17 protein-coding genes are annotated in these 19,864 nt (G+C 70.7%); 11 read left to right on the top strand and 6 right to left on the bottom strand.

The window, feature by feature from the left end:
• Positions 1-511: SseB family protein (locus AB0E96_RS23010; protein WP_359826687.1), on the bottom strand; the 511-nt coding region annotated here is incomplete at its 3' end.
• Between the two features lie 102 nt (positions 512-613).
• Here AB0E96_RS23010 and AB0E96_RS23005 point away from each other — a divergent pair.
• The 3 genes from AB0E96_RS23005 to AB0E96_RS22995 all read left to right on the top strand — a co-directional run bounded on the left by AB0E96_RS23005 (position 614) and on the right by AB0E96_RS22995 (position 3,465).
• Positions 614-1,837 (top strand): amino acid deaminase/aldolase, encoded by a 1,224-nt coding sequence (locus tag AB0E96_RS23005; protein WP_359826684.1) that lies wholly within the window; start codon positions 614-616, stop codon positions 1,835-1,837.
• A gap of 59 nt (positions 1,838-1,896) precedes the next feature.
• The gene (locus AB0E96_RS23000; RefSeq protein WP_359826682.1) at positions 1,897-2,307 is read left to right on the top strand and encodes a hypothetical protein; all 411 of its coding nucleotides are present in this window, start codon (positions 1,897-1,899) and stop codon (positions 2,305-2,307) included.
• A gap of 243 nt (positions 2,308-2,550) precedes the next feature.
• Positions 2,551-3,465 (top strand): lytic polysaccharide monooxygenase, encoded by a 915-nt coding sequence (locus tag AB0E96_RS22995; RefSeq protein WP_359826680.1) that lies wholly within the window; start codon positions 2,551-2,553, stop codon positions 3,463-3,465.
• A 166-nt stretch (positions 3,466-3,631) separates the two neighbouring features.
• Here the strand turns inward: AB0E96_RS22995 and AB0E96_RS22990 are convergent, their stop codons facing one another.
• From AB0E96_RS22990 to AB0E96_RS22975, 4 genes are all read right to left on the bottom strand, one after another.
• Entirely contained in the window at positions 3,632-4,810 is a 1,179-nt protein-coding gene (locus tag AB0E96_RS22990) for a DUF2510 domain-containing protein (protein ID WP_359826677.1), read from the bottom strand.
• Between the two features lie 194 nt (positions 4,811-5,004).
• Positions 5,005-5,805, bottom strand: coding sequence for a 3-oxoacyl-ACP reductase (locus AB0E96_RS22985; protein WP_359826675.1), 801 nt, complete (start codon positions 5,803-5,805; stop codon positions 5,005-5,007).
• Between the two features lie 7 nt (positions 5,806-5,812).
• Positions 5,813-7,165 carry an aldehyde dehydrogenase family protein gene (locus AB0E96_RS22980; RefSeq protein ID WP_359826694.1) on the bottom strand — a complete coding sequence of 451 codons (1,353 nt, stop codon included), beginning with the start codon at positions 7,163-7,165 and terminating at the stop codon, positions 5,813-5,815.
• Between the two features lie 99 nt (positions 7,166-7,264).
• A complete protein-coding gene (locus AB0E96_RS22975) occupies positions 7,265-8,659 on the bottom strand; it encodes a glutamine synthetase family protein (RefSeq protein ID WP_359826672.1) in 1,395 nt (464 codons plus the stop codon).
• Between the two features lie 166 nt (positions 8,660-8,825).
• Between AB0E96_RS22975 and AB0E96_RS22970 the strand changes: the two genes are divergently transcribed.
• The 8 genes from AB0E96_RS22970 (at position 8,826) to AB0E96_RS22935 (ending at position 18,175) form a co-directional block, all read left to right on the top strand.
• On the top strand, positions 8,826-9,554 hold the full coding sequence (locus AB0E96_RS22970; protein ID WP_359826670.1) for a gamma-glutamyl-gamma-aminobutyrate hydrolase family protein: 729 nt from the start codon (positions 8,826-8,828) through the stop codon (positions 9,552-9,554).
• Between the two features lie 194 nt (positions 9,555-9,748).
• Positions 9,749-10,849 carry a cation diffusion facilitator family transporter gene (locus AB0E96_RS22965; protein WP_359826668.1) on the top strand — a complete coding sequence of 367 codons (1,101 nt, stop codon included), beginning with the start codon at positions 9,749-9,751 and terminating at the stop codon, positions 10,847-10,849.
• 58 nt (positions 10,850-10,907) lie between these two features.
• Positions 10,908-11,873, top strand: coding sequence for a 5'-3' exonuclease (locus tag AB0E96_RS22960; RefSeq protein ID WP_359826691.1), 966 nt, complete (start codon positions 10,908-10,910; stop codon positions 11,871-11,873).
• 203 nt (positions 11,874-12,076) lie between these two features.
• Positions 12,077-13,549 (top strand): SAVED domain-containing protein, encoded by a 1,473-nt coding sequence (locus tag AB0E96_RS22955; RefSeq protein ID WP_359826665.1) that lies wholly within the window; start codon positions 12,077-12,079, stop codon positions 13,547-13,549.
• Positions 13,550-13,741: 192 nt separating this feature from the next.
• Positions 13,742-14,725, top strand: coding sequence for a hypothetical protein (locus AB0E96_RS22950; protein WP_359826663.1), 984 nt, complete (start codon positions 13,742-13,744; stop codon positions 14,723-14,725).
• Positions 14,722-15,288 carry a hypothetical protein gene (locus AB0E96_RS22945; protein ID WP_359826661.1) on the top strand — a complete coding sequence of 189 codons (567 nt, stop codon included), beginning with the start codon at positions 14,722-14,724 and terminating at the stop codon, positions 15,286-15,288. The genes AB0E96_RS22950 and AB0E96_RS22945 overlap by 4 nt, the downstream gene beginning before the upstream one ends.
• A complete protein-coding gene (locus tag AB0E96_RS22940; protein ID WP_359826689.1) occupies positions 15,288-16,559 on the top strand; it encodes a ThiF family adenylyltransferase in 1,272 nt (423 codons plus the stop codon). The genes AB0E96_RS22945 and AB0E96_RS22940 overlap by 1 nt, the downstream gene beginning before the upstream one ends.
• 197 nt (positions 16,560-16,756) lie before the next feature.
• Positions 16,757-18,175, top strand: coding sequence for a hypothetical protein (locus AB0E96_RS22935; RefSeq protein WP_359826658.1), 1,419 nt, complete (start codon positions 16,757-16,759; stop codon positions 18,173-18,175).
• 399 nt (positions 18,176-18,574) lie between these two features.
• Here the strand turns inward: AB0E96_RS22935 and AB0E96_RS22930 are convergent, their stop codons facing one another.
• Positions 18,575-19,756 carry a reverse transcriptase family protein gene (locus tag AB0E96_RS22930; RefSeq protein WP_359826656.1) on the bottom strand — a complete coding sequence of 394 codons (1,182 nt, stop codon included), beginning with the start codon at positions 19,754-19,756 and terminating at the stop codon, positions 18,575-18,577.
• Positions 19,757-19,864: the final 108 nt, after the last annotated feature.

Genomic DNA, 19,864 nt, shown 5'->3' with positions numbered 1-19,864 from the left:
TGCTCGGAATGTCCGTGGTCGACGGGGACGGCCGGGAGCTGCGCCGCACCACCGAGTGGACGGCCACCGGCGGGCCGATCGGAGGCCCCGACGTGCCGATCAGCAGGGTGTCGGCCCGCTCCGAGTAGGCGACCATCGCGGCCTGCGGGGCCGCCGTCGGCGCCGGGCGGGCGTCGGCGCGCCAGCGGGTGAGCGCGTCGAGGGACGTGAAGGCCGGCAGCGCGCGGCGCCCGTCCGGGGCCTCCAGCACCGGGACGGCCATGTCGCTGGTCTTCTCGTGCCGGTGCCCGTCCGGGCTCACCTCGACCTCGCCGAGGATCGCGACGATCGGGACCATCAGCCGGGAGGGGGTCAGCGCCGCCAGCACCTCCGGCTCGGCCGAGCGGTCCCGCGACCAGCGGTCGAGGGCCTCGGCGAGCGCCGGGTCGACGGTGCCGTCGTCGTCGGAGAAGCCGGGGTTCGGGATGTTCTTGTCCACGAACGCCGGGTTGGAGAAGTCTTTGCGGTCCACCCGGCCGACCCTATGCCACCGCCCCCGAGCGGCCCCATTTCCCCGCACGTTCCCCGTACGCGGGGCCTACCCACGGGTAGCGCGGTGTGGCACCCTGCGCCCATGGTGATCCTCGACGCGCCCGCCGCCGCAGCCGCCCCGGTCTCCGACCGCCTCCGGTACGACCGCGCCACCGCCCACCTGGACGGGCCGGTGGCCGTCGTGGACCTCGCCGCGTTCGACGCGAACGCCGCCGACCTGGTCCGCCGGGCGGGCGGCAAGCCGATCCGGCTGGCCAGCAAGTCGCTCCGCTGCCGGGCACTGCTGGAGCGGGCCCTGGCCGTGGACGGCTTCCTCGGGGTGATGAGCTTCACCCTGGACGAGTCGCTCTGGCTGGCCCGCACCGGCATCCGCGACGTCCTGCTCGCCTACCCCTCCGCCGACCGGGCCGGCTTCGCCGAGCTGACCGCCGACCCGGAGGCCGCCCGCGAGATCACCGTCGTGCTGGACGACCCGGCCCAGCTGGACCTGATCGACGAGGCCCGCGCCGGCGACGCCGAGGTGCGGGTCTGCCTGGAGCTGGACACCTCCCTGCACCTGCTCGGCGGCCGGGTCCGGGTGGGCGCCCGGCGCTCGCCGCTGCGCACCCCCGAGGACCTCGGCGCCTTCGCCGAACTCGTCCAGCGCCGCCGGGGCTTCCGGGTGGTCGGCCTGATGGCGTACGAGGGGCACGTCGCCGGGGTGGGCGACCGGGTGCCCGGACGGCCGGTGCGCTCGCAGCTGGTCCGGCTGATGCAGGCCAGGTCCCGGACCGAGCTGGCCCAGCGGCGCGCGGCGGCGGTCAGGCGGCTGCGCCAGGTGGCCGACCTGGAGTTCGTCAACGGCGGCGGCACCGGCAGCGTGGAGTCCACCGTGGCCGAGCGCGCCGTCACCGAGGTGGCGGCCGGCTCCGGGCTGTACCAGCCGCAGCTGTTCGACAACTACCGCGCCTTCCGGGGCCGCCCGGCCGCGCTGTTCGGCCAGCCGGTGGTGCGCCGCCCCGGCCTCGGCGTGGTGACCGTGCTCGGCGGCGGCTACCCGGCCTCCGGCGCGGCCGGCCCGGACCGCTCCCCGGTGCCGTACCTGCCGGCCGGGCTGCGCTACGACCCGATGGAGGGCGCCGGGGAGGTGCAGACCCCGCTGCTCGGCCCGGCCGCGGACGACCTGCTGATCGGCGACCGGGTCTGGTTCCGGCACGCCAAGGCCGGCGAGCTGTGCGAGCGCTTCGCCGAGCTGCACCTGGTCGAGGGCGACAAGGTCGTGCGGACGGTCCCGACGTACCGGGGCGAGGGGAAGACGTTCCTCTGACGCTTCGTCCGCCTCTGCCCTACCGTGGTGGCGACACTGCGGCACGACAAGGGAGCAGCATGGACCCCGAACTCACGGACATTGCCACGAGGGGCGCGGCCGCCCTGGCCGGGCTCATGGTCACCTCGGCCTGGGACCGGGTGAAGCCGCGCGTTGCGTCGATGTTCGGTCGCCGGGCCGAATCGATCTCGGAAGAGCTGGACGAGACCCGGGCCGAGCTGGCCGCGGTGCCGGAGGACGGCCGCGAGTCCGCCGCCCTGAGCGCGCGGGGCGAGTGGGAGCCGAAGCTGCGCCGGCTACTGGAGAGGGACCCGGCCATGGTGGCCGAACTCCAGGCGATCCTGGCGGAGTTCGCACCGGAACAGCCCGAGCAGGCGGGCGGCACGGTGCACAACGAGATCAGCGGAAACGCCAGGATCCACGGCAAGGTGGTCCAGGCCCACACGATCAACGGCAGCCTGAACTTCTGAACCTTTCCGGAGCCTTAACGGGGCCCGATGGAACGGCTAACCACGGCCGCCCGTCGGGCCTTTGTGCTGCTCGGGGGCCTACAGTCCGTCAACAAGCACAGCACGCGCGGCTATTGCCTTCTGGTCCAGACCAATCCTACGCTTCGGCCGGGAGCCGCGCGCCGGGCCGGCGGCTCCCGAACGGGCAGGCGTGCCCGGTCCTCCCCCACTCGCCCGGAACGACGGTCAAGGAGTCCCCACCCCATGTCCATCAAGCGAACCGCCCTGTCCGTCGGCGTGATCGGCGCCGCGGTCGTCGCGGTGGCCGGTGCCACCGCCGGTACCGCCAGCGCCCACGGCACGATGACCAACCCCGTCAGCCGGGTCGCCGCCTGCTACGCCGAGGGCCCCGAGCACCCGGTGTCCCAGGTCTGCAAGGACCTCGTCGCCGCGAGCGGCACCCAGCCGCTCTACGACTGGAACGAGGTCAACATCGCCAACGCCAACGGCAACTCCCAGGCCCTGATCCCGGACGGCAAGCTCTGCTCGGCCAACCGCGACAAGTACGCGGCGCTGGACTGGCCGCGCACCGACTGGCCGGCCACCGCCGTCAAGCCCGGCGCCTTCACCTTCCAGTTCCGCACCACCGCGCCGCACGTCGGCACCCAGACCGTCTACATCACCAAGGCGGGCTACGACCCCACCAAGCCGCTGAAGTGGTCGGACCTCGACTCGACGCCGGTGGCCAAGGTGCAGGTCGACCGCAACGCCGTCAACGGTTCCTACAGCTACTCCGGCACCCTGCCGCAGCGCACCGGCCGCCAGGTCCTGTACACGGTGTGGCAGCGCAGCGACAGCCCGGAGGCCTTCTACGCCTGCTCCGACGTGGACTTCGGCTCCTCCACCACCGCCGTGTCCGCGCTCGCCGCCCAGGCCCCGGCCGCGCCCAGCGACGCCCAGATCGCCGCCGACGCGTCCAAGTCCACCGTCGCCCACCACGGCCACGGCGGGGACCCGAACTCCCCCGCCGGCCAGGTGATCCCGACCGCCTCGGCGGCCGTGGGCGGCACCTCCGCCACCGGCCCGCTGCTACTCGCGGGCGCCGCCGCGATCAGCGTCGGCTGGGCCGGCATGGTGCTCCGGCGCCGTCGCGTCGAGGCTGTTCGACGCGACTCCTGACGCCGGGCGCGGGACCGGGCCGGTCACTCCCCCGCCCGGCCCGGTCCCGTGACACCACCCCGCGCCCCACCCTGCGTGACGGCGAACGGCGGCGGCCCACCCGGAGGGTTCCCTCCCGGGTGGGCCGCCGCCGTGTGAGGAGCGCGGGGCTCGGGTGAGCGCGGGCTCAGGTGGTGGTGCCGCCGGTGCCTCCGCCGGAGCCCGAACCGGAGCCCGTCCCGGGGAGCCCGGGGACGCTCGGCAGCTTGCCCTTGAAGTCGGTGATGCCCTTGACGATGGTGTCCATCACCGCGACGTCCGGCGACTTGTCGGCGATGTCGAAGCCGAAGTGCACCGAGACCAGCGACTTCCCGTCGGCGGACGGGAAGACCACGCTCTGCACGTAGCCGTTGTTGCCCTTGGGCGCGTCCACCTTCCAGCGGACCAGGTAGCCGTCCTGGCCGTTGACCTTCACGGCCTCGGACTTGAGCTCCTGGTGCCCGGTGATGTCGCCGTACGCGTCCTTGGCCGCCGCCGCGATGTCGGTCTTGGCCGCCGCCTGGGCGTCCGTGCCGGCGCCGTCGACCCGGCCGGTGTTCACACCGCCGAGCGAGCAGCTGCCCTTGCCGTCCGCGCAGGTGTACGAGCCGACGGTGAGCGCGGCGAAGCCGTCCTTGGTGGTCCCGCCCTCCCAGCCGTCCGGGACCGGCACGACGAGCCGGTTGGCCACGTCGACCGCCTGGTCGGCGCTCGGACTGGTCCTGCCGCCGTTGCCGCCCTTCCCGTTGCCGCCGTTGCCGCCCTTCCCGCTGCCGCCCTTGCCGCTCCCGCCGTTGCTGCTGTCGCCGTTGCCGCTGTCGCCGCCGTTGCCGTTGCCCGGGTCGCCGAAGCCCGGCAGGCCGTCCCACGGGCCGTAGCCGCCCTGCGGGGCCGGGCGGGCGCTGTGCGGGGCGCGGTCCCCGTGGCCGTCCATCGCGAGGTAGGTGATCCCCGAGCCGGCGCCCAGGCCCAGCAGGGCGGCCACGGTGGTGGCCAGCGCCAGCTTGGAGGGCTTGCGGCGGGCCTTGCGCGGCGGCGCGGCGGGCGCGCCGTAGGCGGTGCCGAACGGCGGCGGCTCCGGGTAGCGGACGGTCGGGCCGCTCTCCAGCACCTCGCCCTCCAGCACCCTGGGCTGCTCGGCCGCTCCCGGCCCCGGGTCCGCGGCCGCCGGGCGCTCCGCCTGCGGAGCGTCCGGCGCCGGGGCGTCCGAGGGTGCGGGCCGGGTGTCGGCCGTCCAGCCCTTGCCGTCCCACCACCGCTGCGGCCGCGGGTCGCCGGTGGTGTTCTTGGGGTCCGGGTACCACCCGGCGGGAATCTGCTCGCTCACGGTAGAGAATCTAAAGGCACCCGGATAAACGCGAAATCAGCGCAGCCGGGAATTCCCGACGTTTTCGATGAGATTCCGGTGAGAACCCCGGCGCGCCCGCGCGGAGGGGGTCCGCGGGAGGGGTGTCCGGGGCGGGTGTCCGCGGCCGGGCGTCCGCGGCTGGGCGTCCGCCGCTGGGGGTCCGCGGGCGGGTTCTACAGCGGGGTCACGTACGCCCCGGAGATGCCGCCGTCCACCAGGAACTCGCTCGCCGTGATGAACGAGGAGTCGTCGCTGGCCAGGAAGGCCACCGCGGCGGCGATCTCCTCGGCCCGGGCGAACCGGCCGAGCGGGATGTGCACCAGCCGGCGGGCGGCCCGCTCCGGGTCCGCGGCGAACAGCTCGCGCAGCAGCGGGGTGTCCACCGGCCCGGGCGAGAGCGCGTTGACCCTGATCCCCTCCCGGGCGAACTGCACGCCCAGCTCGCGGGACATCGCCAGCACCCCGCCCTTGGAGGCGGTGTAGGAGATCTGCGAGGTGGCCGCTCCCATCCGGGCCACGAAACTGGCGGTGTTGATGATCGAGCCCCGCCCGTGCCGGCGCATGTACGGCAGCGCGGCCTTGCAGCACAGGTAGACCGAGGTCAGGTTGACCTCCTGGACCCTGCGCCAGGCGTCCAGGCCGGTGGTCAGGATCGAGTCGTCCTCGGGCGGCGAGATGCCCGCGTTGTTGAACGCGACGTCCACGCTGCCGTACGTCTCGTAGGCCTCGTCGAACAGCGCCTCGACCATGTACGGGTCGGTGACGTCGGTGTGCACGAACAGTCCGCCGACCTCCTTGGCGGCGGCCCGCCCGGTCTCCTCGTCGAGGTCGGCGCAGACCACCTTCGCCCCCTCCGAGGCGAGCCGGCGGGAGGCGGCCAGGCCGATCCCGCTGCCCGCGCCGGTGACCACGGCGGTACGGCCGACCAGCCGGCGGCAGACGGCGCCGTCCCGCGCGGCGTGCTTCTCGCTCATCGGGCTGTCACTCCTCGCTGTGGATGAAGACGTTCTTGGTCTCGGTGAAGTGGCGCAGCGCGTCCGGCCCCAGCTCGCGGCCCACCCCGGACTCGCCGAAGCCGCCGAAGGGCGTCCAGTAGCGCACCGAGGAGTGCGAGTTGACCGACAGGTTGCCCGCCCGCACGCCCCGGGCCAGGCGCAGCGCCCGGCCGACGTCCCGGGTCCAGATCGAGCCGGACAGGCCGTAGCGGGTGGCGTTGGCCAGCCGCAGCGCGTCAGCCTCGTCGGTGAACGGCAGGACGGCGGCGACCGGCCCGAAGATCTCCTCGGTGACGGCCGGGACCTGCGGGTCCTCGGGGGCGATCACCGTCGGCGGGTACCAGTAGCCGGGGCCCTCCGGGACCTTGCCGCGGGCCAGCACCGGCAGGTCGGGGGTGAGGTAGGAGGCCACCCGGCGGACCTGGGCGGCCGAGATCAGCGGGCCGAGCTGGGTCTGCGGGTCAGTCGGGTCGCCGGTGCGCAGGGCGTCGACGGCGGGCAGCAGCAGGGCGAGGAAGTCCTCGTACACCTCGCGCTGGACCAGGATCCGGCTGCGGGCGCAGCAGTCCTGGCCGCTGTTGCCGACGAAGGACACCGGGTCGGCGGCGCGGGCCAGGTCGGCGTCGGCGAAGACGATGTTGGGGCTCTTGCCGCCGAGCTCCAGGGTGACCCGCTTGGCGCGGGCGGCGCAGCGGGCGGCGACCTCCTTGCCGACGACGGTCGAGCCGGTGAAGGCGATCTTGCCGACGGCCGGGTGGTCCACCAGGGCCCGGCCGGTGGTGGCGCCCGCCCCGGGGACGACCTGGAACAGGCCCTCGGGCAGGCCCGCGGCGAGGGCGAGTTCGGCCAGCCGCAGGGCGGTCAGCGGGGTGAGTTCGGCGGGCTTGAGCAGGACGGCGTTGCCCGCGGCCAGCGCGGGGGCGAAGCCCCAGGCGGCGATCGGCATCGGGTAGTTCCACGGCGCGATCACCCCGACCAGGCCGACCGGCTCGTGGAAGGTCACGTCCAGGCCGCCGGGCACCGGGATCTGCCGGCCGGTCAGCCGTTCCACTCCCCCGGCGGCGTACTCCAGCAGGTCCCGGACGTTGCCGGCCTCCCAGTGGGCGTCGGCCAGGGTGTGCCCGGCCTCGCCCACCTCCAGGGCGGCCAGCTCGGGCACGTGCACCTCGACCTGGTCGGCGAACCGGCGCAGCAGCCGGGCGCGTTCGCCGGGGGCCAGGGCGGCCCAGCGGGCCTGGGCCCTCGCCGCCCGCCGGACGGCCGTGTCCAGCTGCTCGGGGGTGGTGTCGGGGACGGTGGCGATCACCTCGCCGGTGGCGGGGTTGCGGACGGTGCTCACGGCGCCGTCGGGGCCGGCGGCGGGCCCGGGGCCGGCGGATCCGTCGGGGCTCGCGGCGCCGTCGGGGCTCGTGGCGGGGGCGTTCGGCTCGGTCACGGGTCACATCCGTTCGAAGGATCGGTAGCGCTCCCAGTCGGTGACCGCCCCGTCGTAGGCGGCCTGCTCGACCCGGGCCATGTTCAGGTAGTGCTCCACCACGTCGCCGCCGAAGGCCTCGCGGGCCAGGGCGCTGTCCGCCCACGCCCCGGCCGCCTCGCGCAGCGATCCGGGCACCCGGGCGTACTCCTCGACCGCGTACGCGTTGCCGAGGCAGGGCGCGGGCAGCTCCAGCTTGCGCTGCAGCCCGTGCAGGCCGGCCGCGATCATGCCGGCCACCGCGAGGTACGGGTTGACGTCGCCGCCGGGCACCCGGTTCTCCATCCGCAGGCCGGGGCCGTGGCCGACCACCCGGTAGGCGCAGGTGCGGTTGTCCCGGCCCCAGGCGACGGCGGTCGGGGCGAAGGAGCCCGGGCGGTAGCGCTTGTAGGAGTTGATGTTCGGCGCGTACAGCAGGCTGAACTCGCGCAGCGCGACCAGCTGGCCCGCCAGGAAGTGCCGCATGGTGTCGGTCATCCGGCCGTCCCGGTCGGCGAAGGCGGGGGCACCGACGGCGTCGCGCAGCGAGAGGTGGATGTGGCAGCTGTTGCCCTCGCGTTCGTCGTACTTGGCCATGAAGGTGAGCGCGCAGCCGAGTTGGGCGGCGATCTCCTTCGCGCCGGTCTTGTAGACGCTGTGCTGGTCGCAGGTGGTGAGGGCGTCGGCGTAGCGGAAGGCGATCTCGTGCTGGCCGAGGTTGCACTCCCCCTTGGCGGACTCCACCACCAGGCCGGCGCCGGCCATCTCGGTGCGGATCCGGGACAGCAGCGGCTCGACCCGGGCGGTGCCCAGCATCGAGTAGTCCACGTTGTAGAGGTTCGCCGGCGTCAGTCCGCGGTAGCCGCCCAGCCAGGCCTGCTCGTAGGTGTCGCGGAAGACCAGGAACTCCAGCTCGGTGCCGATGTCGGCGGCCAGGCCGTACTCGGCGAGCCGGGCGATCTGGCGGCGCAGCAGCTGGCGCGGGGCGGCGTCCACCGGGTGGCCGCCGTGCCGGGCCAGGTCGGCGGTGACCTGGGCGGTGCCGGGCTGCCAGGGGGTCAGCCGCAGGGTGGCGAGGTCGGGGCGCATCGCGAAGTCGCCGTAGCCGGTGGCCCAGGAGGAGAAGGCGTAGCCGTCCACGGTGTTCAGGTCGACGTCGACGGCGAGCAGGTAGTCGCAGGCCTCGGCGCCGTGCTCGGCGACCTCGTCCAGGAAGAACCGGGCGGCGAAGCGCTTGCCCTGGAGCCGGCCCTGCATGTCGGTGAAGGCGAGTGCGACGGTGTGCACCTCGCCGGCGTCCACCAGGGTGCGCAGCCCGTCCAGGGTCAGCGGTGGCCGGGGCGGCGAGCCCGCGGCGGCCTGTTCGGGCGTTTCGGACATGGCCGAACCCTCCTCCTCGATCACTCTTCGAGATCAAGCGGTCACAGCGAACCGTACGGCCTGCGACTCGCGGGGCGGAAGAGGGCGGGTGGGTGTCGGACGCCCGTGGCGCGCCGACGCGCGTGGCTGACGGTGGATCAGGAGGTTCGGGGGGAGAATGCGCGCCATGGATCGCAGGCCTTTGATCGGCGTCAGCACCTACCTGGTGGACGCGAGCTGGAGCGATTGGCGGGGCCGCCGGGTGGCCCTGCTGCCCGAGCGGTACACGGCGCAGATCCGGGACTCCGGCGGGATCGCGGTCCTGCTGCCGCCGGACGCCCCCGAGCGCGCCCCGGAGGTGCTGGCCCGGCTGGACGCCCTGGTGGTCGCGGGCGGGCCGGACATCGACCCGGCGTACTACGGGGAGCCGGCCCATCCGGCGACCGAGGTGGACTCGCCGGAGCGGGACGCCTGGGAGGTCGCGCTGCTGCGGTCGGCGCTGGCGGCGGGGATGCCGCTGCTGGCGGTCTGCCGGGGGATGCAGATCCTGAACGTGGTGTGCGGCGGGACGCTGGTGCAGCACCTGCCGGACGTGGTGGCGGTGGACGTGCACGGCGGCTCGCCCGGGCGCTACGGCTCGCACCCGGTGCGGCCGGTGCCCGGGACGCTGCTGGGCGGGCTGCTGCCGGAGAGCGAGCTGGAGGTGCCGACCTTCCACCACCAGGCCGTCGACCGGGTGGGGGCGGGCCTGCGGGTGAGCGCCCACGCGCCGGACGGGACGGTGGAGGCGGTGGAGGGCCCCGGGTTCGCGCTCGGCGTGCAGTGGCACCCCGAGCAGGGGGACGACCTGCGGCTGATGCGGGCGCTGGTCCGGGCGGCCACCGCGGCGGTTCTCGACGCGCTGGTGCTGGGGTAGCCCAACTGGGCGCGGGGGCAGGGGGGTTCGGCTGTTCGGCGGGGTGCGGCCTGCGCCGGGTTCGCCCCTCCGAACGGCAACGACAACGGTCACCAGTACAGCCTTTGGATCTTTGTCGATTCTGCGGTTCACTTCGGTTGCGGGGCGGTCGCGGCGCGCCCCCTTTCCCACCCGTGCACCCAGAGAGGACTTCCATGGCCGGGCACGAGCACTCGCACGATGATCATGCGCATGACCACGAGCACTCGCACGGGGCGGGTGGGCACGGGCCCGACGGGCACGCGCACGGGTCCGGCGGGCACGCGCACGGGTCCGGTGGGCACGGCGGCCACTCGCACGGCGTGTCCGCCGACGCGGACCGCCGCTGGCTGCTCGGCGCCCTCGCCCTGATCGTCGTCTTCATGGCCGGCGAGGTCGCGGTCGGCTTCGCCGCCCAGTCCCTGGCCCTGATCTCGGACGCGGCGCACATGCTCACCGACGCCGCCTCGATCGCGCTCGCGCTGATCGCCATGCGACTCGCCGCCCGCCCGGCCCGCGGCGGCTACACCTACGGCCTCAAGCGCGCGGAGATCCTGTCCGCCCAGGCCAACGGCGTCACCCTGCTGGTCCTGTCGGCCTGGCTGGGCTACGAGGCGGTCACCCGGCTGTTCGAGCCGCCGGAGGTCGCCGGATCACTGGTGCTGGTCACCGCGCTGATCGGGATCGTGGTCAACCTCGCGGCCACCTGGTGCATGTCCAAGGCCAACCGCAGCTCGCTGAACGTCGAGGGCGCCTTCCAGCACGTCCTGACCGACCTGTACGCCTTCATCGCCACCGCCGTCGCCGGCGCGATCGTGCTGACCACCGGCTTCGCCCGGGCCGACGCCATCGCCTCGCTGATCGTCGTCGCGCTGATGCTCAAGGCCGGCATCGCCCTGGTCCGGGACTCCGGGCGGATCTTCCTGGAAGCCGCCCCCGCCGGGATCGACCCGGACACGGTCGCCGACCGGATGGTCACCGAACCGCTGGTCGAGGAGGTCCACGACCTGCACATCTGGGAGATCACCTCCGGTCAGCCGGCGCTGTCCGCGCACATCCTGGTCACCCCGGGCGGCGACTGCCACGCGGTGCGGCGCTCGCTGCAGCGTCGGCTCGCCAACGAGTACGGCATCACCCACTCCACCCTCCAGGTCGACCACGTCGGCGAGGACGAGGCCGGCGCGCTGCTGCAGATCGCCGCCCCGTCCGACTCCGCCGCCGAGCACTGCGCCGACTCCCACGGCCCGGTCCACCGCGCCGGCCCGCACGAGCACTGAGGGCACCCGTCCGTCAGCGCGGTGCGGCATGATCTGACACGTGACCGCACCGCGACTGATGCTCCTCGACTCCGCCAGCCTGTACTTCCGGGCCTACTTCGGCGTACCGGACACCCTGCGCTCGCCGCAGGGCGAGCCGGTCAACGCCGTCCGCGGCCTGCTGGACTTCATCGCCCGGCTGGTCCACGACCACCGGCCCGACCAGTTGGTGGCCTGCATGGACGCCGACTGGCGCCCGCAGTGGCGGGTGGACCTCGTCCCCTCCTACAAGACCCACCGGGTCGCCGAGGCCGCCGAGGACGGCGAGGAGGAGGTGCCCGACACGCTGGCCCCGCAGGTCCCCGTGATCGAGCAGGTGCTGGACGCCCTCGGCATCGCCCGGGTCGGCTCCCCCGGCTACGAGGCGGACGACGTCATCGGCACCCTCACCGGCCGGGCCACCGGGCCGGTGCAGATCGTCACCGGCGACCGGGAGACTGCAGATTACCAACCCGCGCGCGTCCTGATCGTGACAGGGGACAGAGACCTCTTCCAGCTCGTCGACGACGCGCGTGGCGTCCAGGTCATCTACCCGATCAAGGGCGTCGGTAACGCCGAGGTCATCACCGAGGCCGCCCTCCTCGACAAGTACGGCGTCACCGGCGCCGAGTACGCCGACATGGCCGCCCTGCGCGGTGACCCGAGCGACGGCCTCCCGGGAGTCAAGGGCATCGGCGAGAAGACCGCCGCCCAACTCATCCGCGAGTACGGCGACCTCGCCGGCATCCGCGCCGCAGCCGCCGACCCGGCCTCCAGGCTCACCCCCGCCCGCCGCAAGAACATCCTCGAAGCCGCCCCCTACCTCGACGTCGCGCCAACGGTCGTCCGCGTCGCCACCAACGTCCCCCTCCCCGCCTTCGACCCCACCCTCCCCCGCGAACCCCTCGACCCCATGACCCTCGAAGCCCTCACCACCCGCTGGGGCCTCGGCACCTCCCTCACCCGCCTCCTCGACACCCTCGCCCAAAACGGAAAGAACACCTGAGGCTTCGCCCCATCTTGTTTCCGGCTCGCCTGATCGCGATCGAAGCTGATCTCGAACTGGGGTGCGTCGCCTTTAGTACCGCTGATGACCTCCAGCGGCGCAGCTGCAGGTGGGGCGGGACGCCAACTGGCTGCTCAGACGTCGCATCGATTGGCCCGTGCGAGGCGATACTTGAGCACCCCACCGCATCAACAGGAGACCCGGTGTCATCTTTGCCCCCGCCCAGCGCGACCGGAGTCCGGATCGCTGGCGACCGTTACCAATGGGCGATCGCCTGGCACGGGTGCGTCACCGCCGTCCGCGACGCCCGTTTCGGACACGCGAACCCGGTGGTGGCCGTCGGGATCGAAGCCCCAGGCGCCGGAAACCTCGACGACGTAGTGCTGTACCGAACCGCCCCGCCCCACACCTACGCCCAGGTGAAGTACGCCGTCGACGCGGCTACCCCGATCAGCGAGGACTACCTGTGCGCCCTCAGCGACTCCGGCGGCCCGTCGATCTTGGAGAAGATCGCCGAATCGTGGCGGAAGGTCACTAGCGACGCCACCCAGGCCGACCTCGTGCTGATCACCAACCGCTACCCCGATCACGGAGACCCTCTGATCTCCGGGCGCGACAGCCGAACCGGGCTGCTGATGCCCAAGGCCGGAAGAGGCGGCCCAAGATCAGCTCAGGGAAAGGCCCGTGCCCGCTGGGCCTCGGTAGCCAAAGTGCAGGAGCCTGACCTACGCGCGCTCCTGGAGACGTTGCGGTTCGATGTCGGTCGCGATGCCGCGCAGGTTCCCGACCAGCTCGCCCTGTTGATGATGGCAACCGGTCTGCGGTCCGATCCGCAGGCGGTCGACGCCGGCATCGACTGGGTCGCCCGCCAGGTCCTCGACGGGCATCGCCGCCTCGAACTCAACACCATCCTCGACGCCATCGCGCACTTGGACCTAGAGGCTGAGGGGCCGGCCCGGGCCGTGGTGTCCATCGCCACCCTCGCCCCCGACCCTGCAGCTGCGGACGCCGACTACGCCCTGGACTGGGTGGATCGCTTCGAAGGCGACGATCCCTTCCTCAAACGCCACCCGGCTCTGCCCGCCACCTGGCAGGAACTGCAGCACGACATCGAAGCTGCCCCAAGCCACCTCCCGCCCGGCACTCAGGCGGTTGCCCTCACCGGCACGGTCCGCCTGGCTCCGGCCTTCCTCGCCGGTGCCGCGTTCCGCATGGTCACGGGGACCGACGTCGCGGTGCGCCAGCGCGGCCAGGTCTGGTGCTCCACTCAGGCCGCGACCGCCCAGACGCCCGACTGCGCCGAGCATGTGTTCGGACAGGGCAACGACTTGGCTGTCGCGATCGCCGTCGCCACCGACCCGACCGACGACGTCATGGACTACCTGCGCGAGGCCTCACTGCCCGTGGCCCGGCTCCTGGTCTACCGCCCCGCCACCGGCTCTGGGGACAACTCCGTCCCCGACGGGCGCGCCGCCGCAGCCCTGGCCTTGGGGATCCGCGACCACCTCCGTCGCACCTGCCGCAGATACCAGTCCGCCGGACGCATCCACCTTTTCCAAGCATGTCCGATGGGCCTGGCCGTTCTAATGGGCCATCGATGGAACGGGCTACGTCCCACCACGATCTACGAAGACCTCACGACCACCTACGAACCTGCCTTCCACATCAACGCCTGACCGCCCAGGTCCGCCGACGGGACCCATGCCCGACCGGTGGGATGTCCGCAGCGGCCCACGTTGTCAGTAGCCGGGCGTACCCTCGTTGACAGAGCAGCTGAGGTGCCTTCGCCCGACCGGGCCCCCACCGCGATGGCGGGCCCGTGGGAAGGTCACGCGGGCTGAACGACGCGGCCCGTAGGGGAGGCACCGATGGGGATCGACGCGGCTTTCGACGCGTTCCAACGCACGGTCAACGAGGACATCGAGCAGGTCAAGCTCGCCCGACAACGGCGCGACATATTCAAGCGTGCCCTGCTCAGCGAGTCGGAAGTCACCGAGGCATTCGGCTCCGGATCACTCAGCCGCAGCACCCAGCTCAAGCCCATCCACGACGTCGACGTCATCGCGGTCTACGACGCCTCGCTGTACCCGCACTGGGGAACCCCGGGCGACAGTGCCGCCGACGCCCTCGACCACGCCCGCCGCCAGATCAACCGGCTGCTCGGCGCCACCCACGGCACCTTCGCCCAAGAGGTCCGCCTCGCCGACCCCCGCAACCACGCGATCAAGTGCTTCCTGGATGACCCCGACGACCCCGACGCGTTCACCGTCGACCTGATGCCCGCCCTGCGCCAGGCCGACGGCAGCCTGCTGATCCCCGAGAAGCTCAACAACGTCTGGGTCCCGGCCAACCCCGAATACCTGATCGCGAAGGTCGCCGACCGGCAGGCCGAGTGGGGTCACTTCCGTCCGATGGTCCGCGTCCTGAAGGACTGGCGGCAGACCGCTCCCGTGGACGGACGAGTGAAGTCCCTCGTCATGGAAGTCCTCGCCCTGCACTGCCTGCCCACCGGCGGCAACCGCGCCAACGGTCTCAAATCCTTCTTCACCTCTGCGGCAGTCCACGTCCGTGAGCAAGGCGTTCACGACCCCGCCAACCTGTGCGGCCCCATCCAGCCCGACCTCAACACTCCCAGTCTTGCCGCAGCCTTCGACGACGCCGCCGACATTGCCGACCGCGCCTGCGCCGCAGCCGCAGCCGGTGACACCGATGGCGCCCAGCGCATGTGGCAGCAGATCCTCGGCGACAACTTCCCCGCGCCGGCGGCCCCCGCCAAGAAGGCCAGCGCCGCGGTCAGTAGCGCGCCCGCCCTGCTCGTCTCCCGCCCAGTCAAGGACGCTCCGCAGGGATGACCAGCTCTCCGCCGCCCTTCCCAGCGATCGTCCCCGTGCCCTGGTGGGATGCCGAACCCCAACGTCTACGCCGCGACCAGGAAGAGATCACAGGCCAGTTCCCCGAGCTAGATTGGAACCCCGAGGGAGCAGGCGCTTGGGAAGGCATCCTGCCCCGGTGGCCGTTCACGCGCCCCGAGCCGCCAGCCCTGCAGGCGTGGTTCCCCGAGGGCCTGCGAGTGCGCCTGTCGTACTTCCAGGCACACCCCATGGTCGCGCCACTGATCTACCCGCTCGACCCGGAACCCCTCGCCGTGGAGTGGACCCAGGAAAAGTGGCACGTCAACGGTGACGGCAGCCTGTGCTTGCTGCGTGAAGACAGCGCCTGGACGGGCCGAGAGTCCGTCACCGATCTCCTGTTGAAGGCCGCGGCATGGCGTGTCGAGTACGCCCTCGTAAAGCTCGGAGGCATCGAACAGATGACCCTCCACGGCATCGTCGACGACGCCCAACACGACCACCTTCTGGCCCAACCGCCAGCACCGGTCGAGGTACCCGACGCAGAGGAGCACGAGCAGTCGTGATGATCCTCGTCTCCCGTCGGGCCGCCGACCGGCTGCAGCAGGCCGGCAACTGGGGCCAGGTCGTCGTCCGCCGTAACACCGTGGAGGAGTTCGGCGCCGTCACCGGGGTCTCCACCCACGACGGCAGTGTCCTACCCGTTCCTCTGGAACCGACCGACCACGTTCTCACCCGCGTCGACGGCACCGTGCACGGGATGTGGTACCGCGTCGACCCGTTCCTCCACGTCCTCTGGCTCCAGACCCGCGCCCGTAGCGGCACCGCACTCAACCTTGATGTCTTCAAGGAGTCGCTGAAGGGCGGCTTCAGGATTCCCGGCCCCGACCCGTACATCGCGCTCACCTGCGCCCATCAACCCGAGGCGGCGTTCCCCGGCCTGAACCTTCCCGACATCGTCGCCTGGGCTGTGTCCCGCGACGGCGCCCAGCCCCTCATCGCACAGGTCGAAGCACCAACAACCGGCATCGCCCAGCTTCAAGAACACTGGCCGGTATCGGAGCTGCAGGACGCCCACGTTGCCCTGGTCGGAACAGGAAGCATCGGCAGTGCCGCGGCCCACGCCCTGGCCGGCTACGGCATCGGCCGCCTCACCCTCATCGACCCAGACCGCCTCGCCTGGCACAACCTCATCCGCCACACCAGCGCCAGCCGCCAAGTCGGGCGCCTCAAGGTCAACGCCCTGACGGAAGAGCTGACGGCCAAGTACCCCGACACCCGCTTCCGAGGCCACCCCTGGGACGTACTGGCCCATGCCGATCACCTGCGCAGCCTTCTACCAAACACCAATCTCATCGTCTGCGCCGCGGACGGTGTGGCTCCCCGACGAGTGATCAGCCACCTCACGCGACGCGCTGGCCGCACAGCGGTTCTCGCCTGCGTCCTTCAAGACGGCGCCATCGGGGAGATCCTGCGCCTTCGCCCTTGGGCCGAACACGGATGTCTGGTCTGCCGCCGCAACGCGCTACGACACGCCAACAGCCTCGACCCGGAACCGGACCTCGACGCTGGCTATGGCACAGGAACCCGCCACCGGCCCATGACGGCTATCGGCTCTGACCTCCACCTGGTCGGACAGTTCGCCGCGAAGGCCGCCGTCGCGACCATACTCGAAGGCTTCGGCCAGACCGACCAGCGCCTCCCCGGAGAGCACGCCCTCATTGCGCTGCGGCGGCAGCCCGACTGCGCCCCGCCCTTCGATCTGCAACGCACCGGCGAGGTCCGGTGGCTGCCAGCCACCCCGCCCGAACCGCATTGCCCAACCTGCGGGGTGTAGGCGGACAGCAGGGAGCGAGCCCTGGGCGTCCGCCATACCGGCGCTCCGGGCAGTCGGGGTCCGGATCGATCAGCTGGCCGGAAAGCACCCGGCGCACTCACACGTACACCAGCACGCCTTCATGCACCCTGCACGCGCTCCCGTCGTGACGGCTAGCCTCCTGCGCTAGTAACCGCCGGTACGACGCTGGGGGAAGCGTGAAGCCTGCCAAGGATCCACTGTCCGTCCTCACGAGCACGTCGAACCTGGCTGTCAATGCGAGCGCGGAGCTCGAAGGTCTCGTCGATGCTGCGTCTGCAGATGAAGACGCGAAGCGCGAGAAGAAGAACATGGAGCCGCTGAGGCGCAAGCCCCAGCTCCACGCGGTCGCGGACCGTGGCACGCTGCCCCTTGAGGCTTCGCTCTGGGAAGTGCTGCACACACTCGGTCGCGCGATCGCCGTGTCCCAGCGCGGCGCCGGCCGCGGGCTGGCCGAGCACTGGGCCTGTTTGAAGTACACCCAGGCCCTCGGCGGGCCCGAAACGGGGTTCTTCGGGATAACGCAGGAGGGCATGAGGACGGCCAGGTACTACAAGGCACTGCAGTCCCAAGAGCTCGGCGTGGCCCTAGCCTTGACCGTGGCACGTCGCCTGCTGCAGCTTCAGCACCCTGGGTACATGGTGTCGTTCACTCCCGCCGACATCGCCCTGAAGGCCGGCTTCGTCCTCGCCTCCGCCGACGCAGCCCGGAAGAGGAATCCCTTCGGTGACGCCCCCAGCAGTGTCGGCTATGCGTACCGGCCCGACTTTTTCGCGGAGGTCTGGAAGCCGGGCGAGGCCTCGCTCGCCGTGCCAATCGCCGTCAAGGGGAACCACAGCGGCCCTGCGGCTTCTCACTCGCAGCTGAGCTCGGCCGCAGTGCATGTCGAAGCTGTCCACATCGGACCGTGGAACGAGACCCCCGCCCTGGTGTTCAGCACCGAACTGCCGCCCGAGGGACCGCTGCGCATCCATATGCTGCAGGCCGAAGGCACTGGTGGCCGACTCAGAGCATCGACGCGTCCGGAGACCCACCTCGACCACCCGACCAAGCAGGAGAACATCTTTCCTGGGATCCGTGTCCCCCAAGACGACACGGACCAGCCGAAAATCGACACTCCCTCCGGTTGCCACATCGACGGCGAACACCTGGAGTGGTTCCAACAGGTCCTCGGGCGTACCGCCGCCGCAGCCCTGGGCGCCTTCGCCGGCCATGACGCGACCACAGCCCGCTACCTCCTGCCGCGCCAGGGGAACGAGCGGTTCACCGAGGCCGTACACGCCGCCACCCACAGCGTTCACGACGCCCATTACAAGCTGGCGGGCCGCCAATACGTCGGCACCGACCACGTGTTCCGCCTCAATCACACCCGCATCGAGGCCTTCTCGGGCATCGATGCAGACCTCTTCGAGGACCTCGCCAAGGGTCGCCTCGACCAATACAGGAACACGATCTACCGCGACTGGCAGCACCAGCAGCTCATAACATGGGACCCGGACTGGAACGGGCCCGTGTCAGTCGACAGTGATGGCACGGTCCTCGCCATCCACTCCGTTGACATCCGCAGCGCCCCCACCCGCAAGAGCCATCGCCAATAGCCTGCCCGCCTTCAAAGCAGACCTCAATTCGCTGTTGTCCCCGGGACTCCCTTCGCCAGCCTTCTCGACACGCTCGCAACCATCCACCGAGGACGACACCAGCAGCCCTCACCACACATCCCCCGGAGCGTCCCAGGTATCTCGCCGACGTGCTCTCGATGCACGTGGCCGGGAGGTCGGCCTCGCCCCTGATGAGCCTGACCGGACGAACAATTCTACGAGGGCCTTGATCGACGGATTCCTCGCAGCGTGCTCTTTGTCCGAGCGACGCGGCTCGTCGTGAGGGGCCCGCCCCACTTGGTAGTCGGGACAGGCCTCGGGCACGGTTCAGCTCCGTCCCGCGGAATACAGCAGTGGCGACGCATCGGCGTGGCGAAGTACCGATCGCAGCACGCACCCCTACTTGAGCGCTACTTCCTGGCCTCGGCGGTCAAACGATGGAAGACTAAGTTCCGGCTCCCCGCTAACAGCGTTTTCCCAACGTAGCATCAGATCATCAGCCCAGGCCGGCTCGATGTCATACGCATACGCCACGAGACCAGTGACGTGGTGAATTAGGCCATCAACGGAGCTGAAGTTAGTGTGCCTTGCGTGATCCTTAAAACCAAACCTTTCCACACCACGCACATGAAGCAAGATCCGCTGTCGCATCTTCCTAGTCAATCGAACTGATTCCCCGTCGACAAGCAGACCCAGAACAACCTTCCGCGCCCCAGGTGGCACAATCCGCGTCTTCTGGCTGTGCACCGTGAACCCGCTTCTTTGAATTATCCTGCCAATCCGATTCATAATCGCCAGGACTTGATTCCGATTAAATGATTCACCTGACGAAAAGGTCATATCGTCAGCGTAGCGCGTATAAACGAGGCTATGCCGATCCGCAATTTTTCGAAGCTCCCTATCAAGCGGGGCAGCAACCTGGTTTGCAATTGCACCGCTCGTTGGCGCCCCCTGGGGCACGAAACCCAGGTAAGGCTTCGCATAATCCCTAATCTGCACATAGCTATCAGGGGCGACTTGAAATCGTCTCATATCTCGATCAACGTGGCCAGCATACCTAGTGCAGATCCTTGCGAGCTCCAAAGCCGGCAAAGGCCTATATCCAGCCGTGCTGAAAATTCGATAAACAGAGATCTCGTCAATGGACTCGAAGAAGTTTCTGATGTCCATCTTGAGAAGCCAGCTGGCGCCGAGGTGCTGGCTGGCGCATTTCTTAATCGATCTGCCACGCGAGTATGCATAGCTTGATCTGTCGACTGGCATCCTGTCAAGGATATGCGTCAAGATCCACTGCTGCACATGAAGAAGGGAAGGCTCAGGCGAGGAAATTGCTCGCATATTTCGACCATTGCGCCTTGGGATCACAATATCGGAGTATGGGTCTTTGTGGCGAGTAACGATGTCACGCAAATACGCGTAGTTTACCCCGGTGCTGTGAGCCAAATGCCCTAGGGACAGGACAGATGAAAGGCCTTTTGATTCAACTTGGCTCGCCGCAGCAAGGGCGTTTCGAATGACTTCTTCGGCGACCTCAAGGCGAATGCCGTTGATCCGATAGAGGTGAGGGGAGTCAGTAATCATCTACCTTCGAATTTCCGCGACGCAGTCGTGGCGTGAACCGCGCCCAAGACCTCGCAGGAGCAGCGCGGTTCGCGTCAAGAGGCGAAGCGCGGGTTTGATCCAAGCGTG

It is taken from the genome of Kitasatospora sp. NPDC036755 (assembly GCF_040636595.1).
In the GTDB taxonomy this organism is placed as follows: domain Bacteria; phylum Actinomycetota; class Actinomycetes; order Streptomycetales; family Streptomycetaceae; genus Kitasatospora.
This window is presented reverse-complemented; position numbering and strand designations above follow the sequence as displayed.

Bases quoted from the DNA above. Each gene is read 5' to 3' on its own strand.
- AB0E96_RS22960 (WP_359826691.1), top strand. From the start codon at position 10,908: ATGCTCCTCGACTCCGCCAGCCTGTACTTCCGGGCCTACTTCGGCGTA.
- AB0E96_RS22995 (WP_359826680.1), top strand. From the start codon at position 2,551: ATGTCCATCAAGCGAACCGCCCTGTCCGTCGGCGTGATCGGCGCCGCG.
- AB0E96_RS22950 (WP_359826663.1), top strand. From the start codon at position 13,742: ATGGGGATCGACGCGGCTTTCGACGCGTTCCAACGCACGGTCAACGAG.
- AB0E96_RS22985 (WP_359826675.1), bottom strand. From the start codon at position 5,805: ATGAGCGAGAAGCACGCCGCGCGGGACGGCGCCGTCTGCCGCCGGCTG.
- AB0E96_RS22975 (WP_359826672.1), bottom strand. From the start codon at position 8,659: ATGTCCGAAACGCCCGAACAGGCCGCCGCGGGCTCGCCGCCCCGGCCA.
- AB0E96_RS22965 (WP_359826668.1), top strand. From the start codon at position 9,749: ATGGCCGGGCACGAGCACTCGCACGATGATCATGCGCATGACCACGAG.
- AB0E96_RS22930 (WP_359826656.1), bottom strand. From the start codon at position 19,756: ATGATTACTGACTCCCCTCACCTCTATCGGATCAACGGCATTCGCCTT.
- AB0E96_RS23005 (WP_359826684.1), top strand. From the start codon at position 614: ATGGTGATCCTCGACGCGCCCGCCGCCGCAGCCGCCCCGGTCTCCGAC.
- AB0E96_RS23000 (WP_359826682.1), top strand. From the start codon at position 1,897: ATGGACCCCGAACTCACGGACATTGCCACGAGGGGCGCGGCCGCCCTG.
- AB0E96_RS22945 (WP_359826661.1), top strand. From the start codon at position 14,722: ATGACCAGCTCTCCGCCGCCCTTCCCAGCGATCGTCCCCGTGCCCTGG.
- AB0E96_RS22970 (WP_359826670.1), top strand. From the start codon at position 8,826: ATGGATCGCAGGCCTTTGATCGGCGTCAGCACCTACCTGGTGGACGCG.
- AB0E96_RS22940 (WP_359826689.1), top strand. From the start codon at position 15,288: ATGATCCTCGTCTCCCGTCGGGCCGCCGACCGGCTGCAGCAGGCCGGC.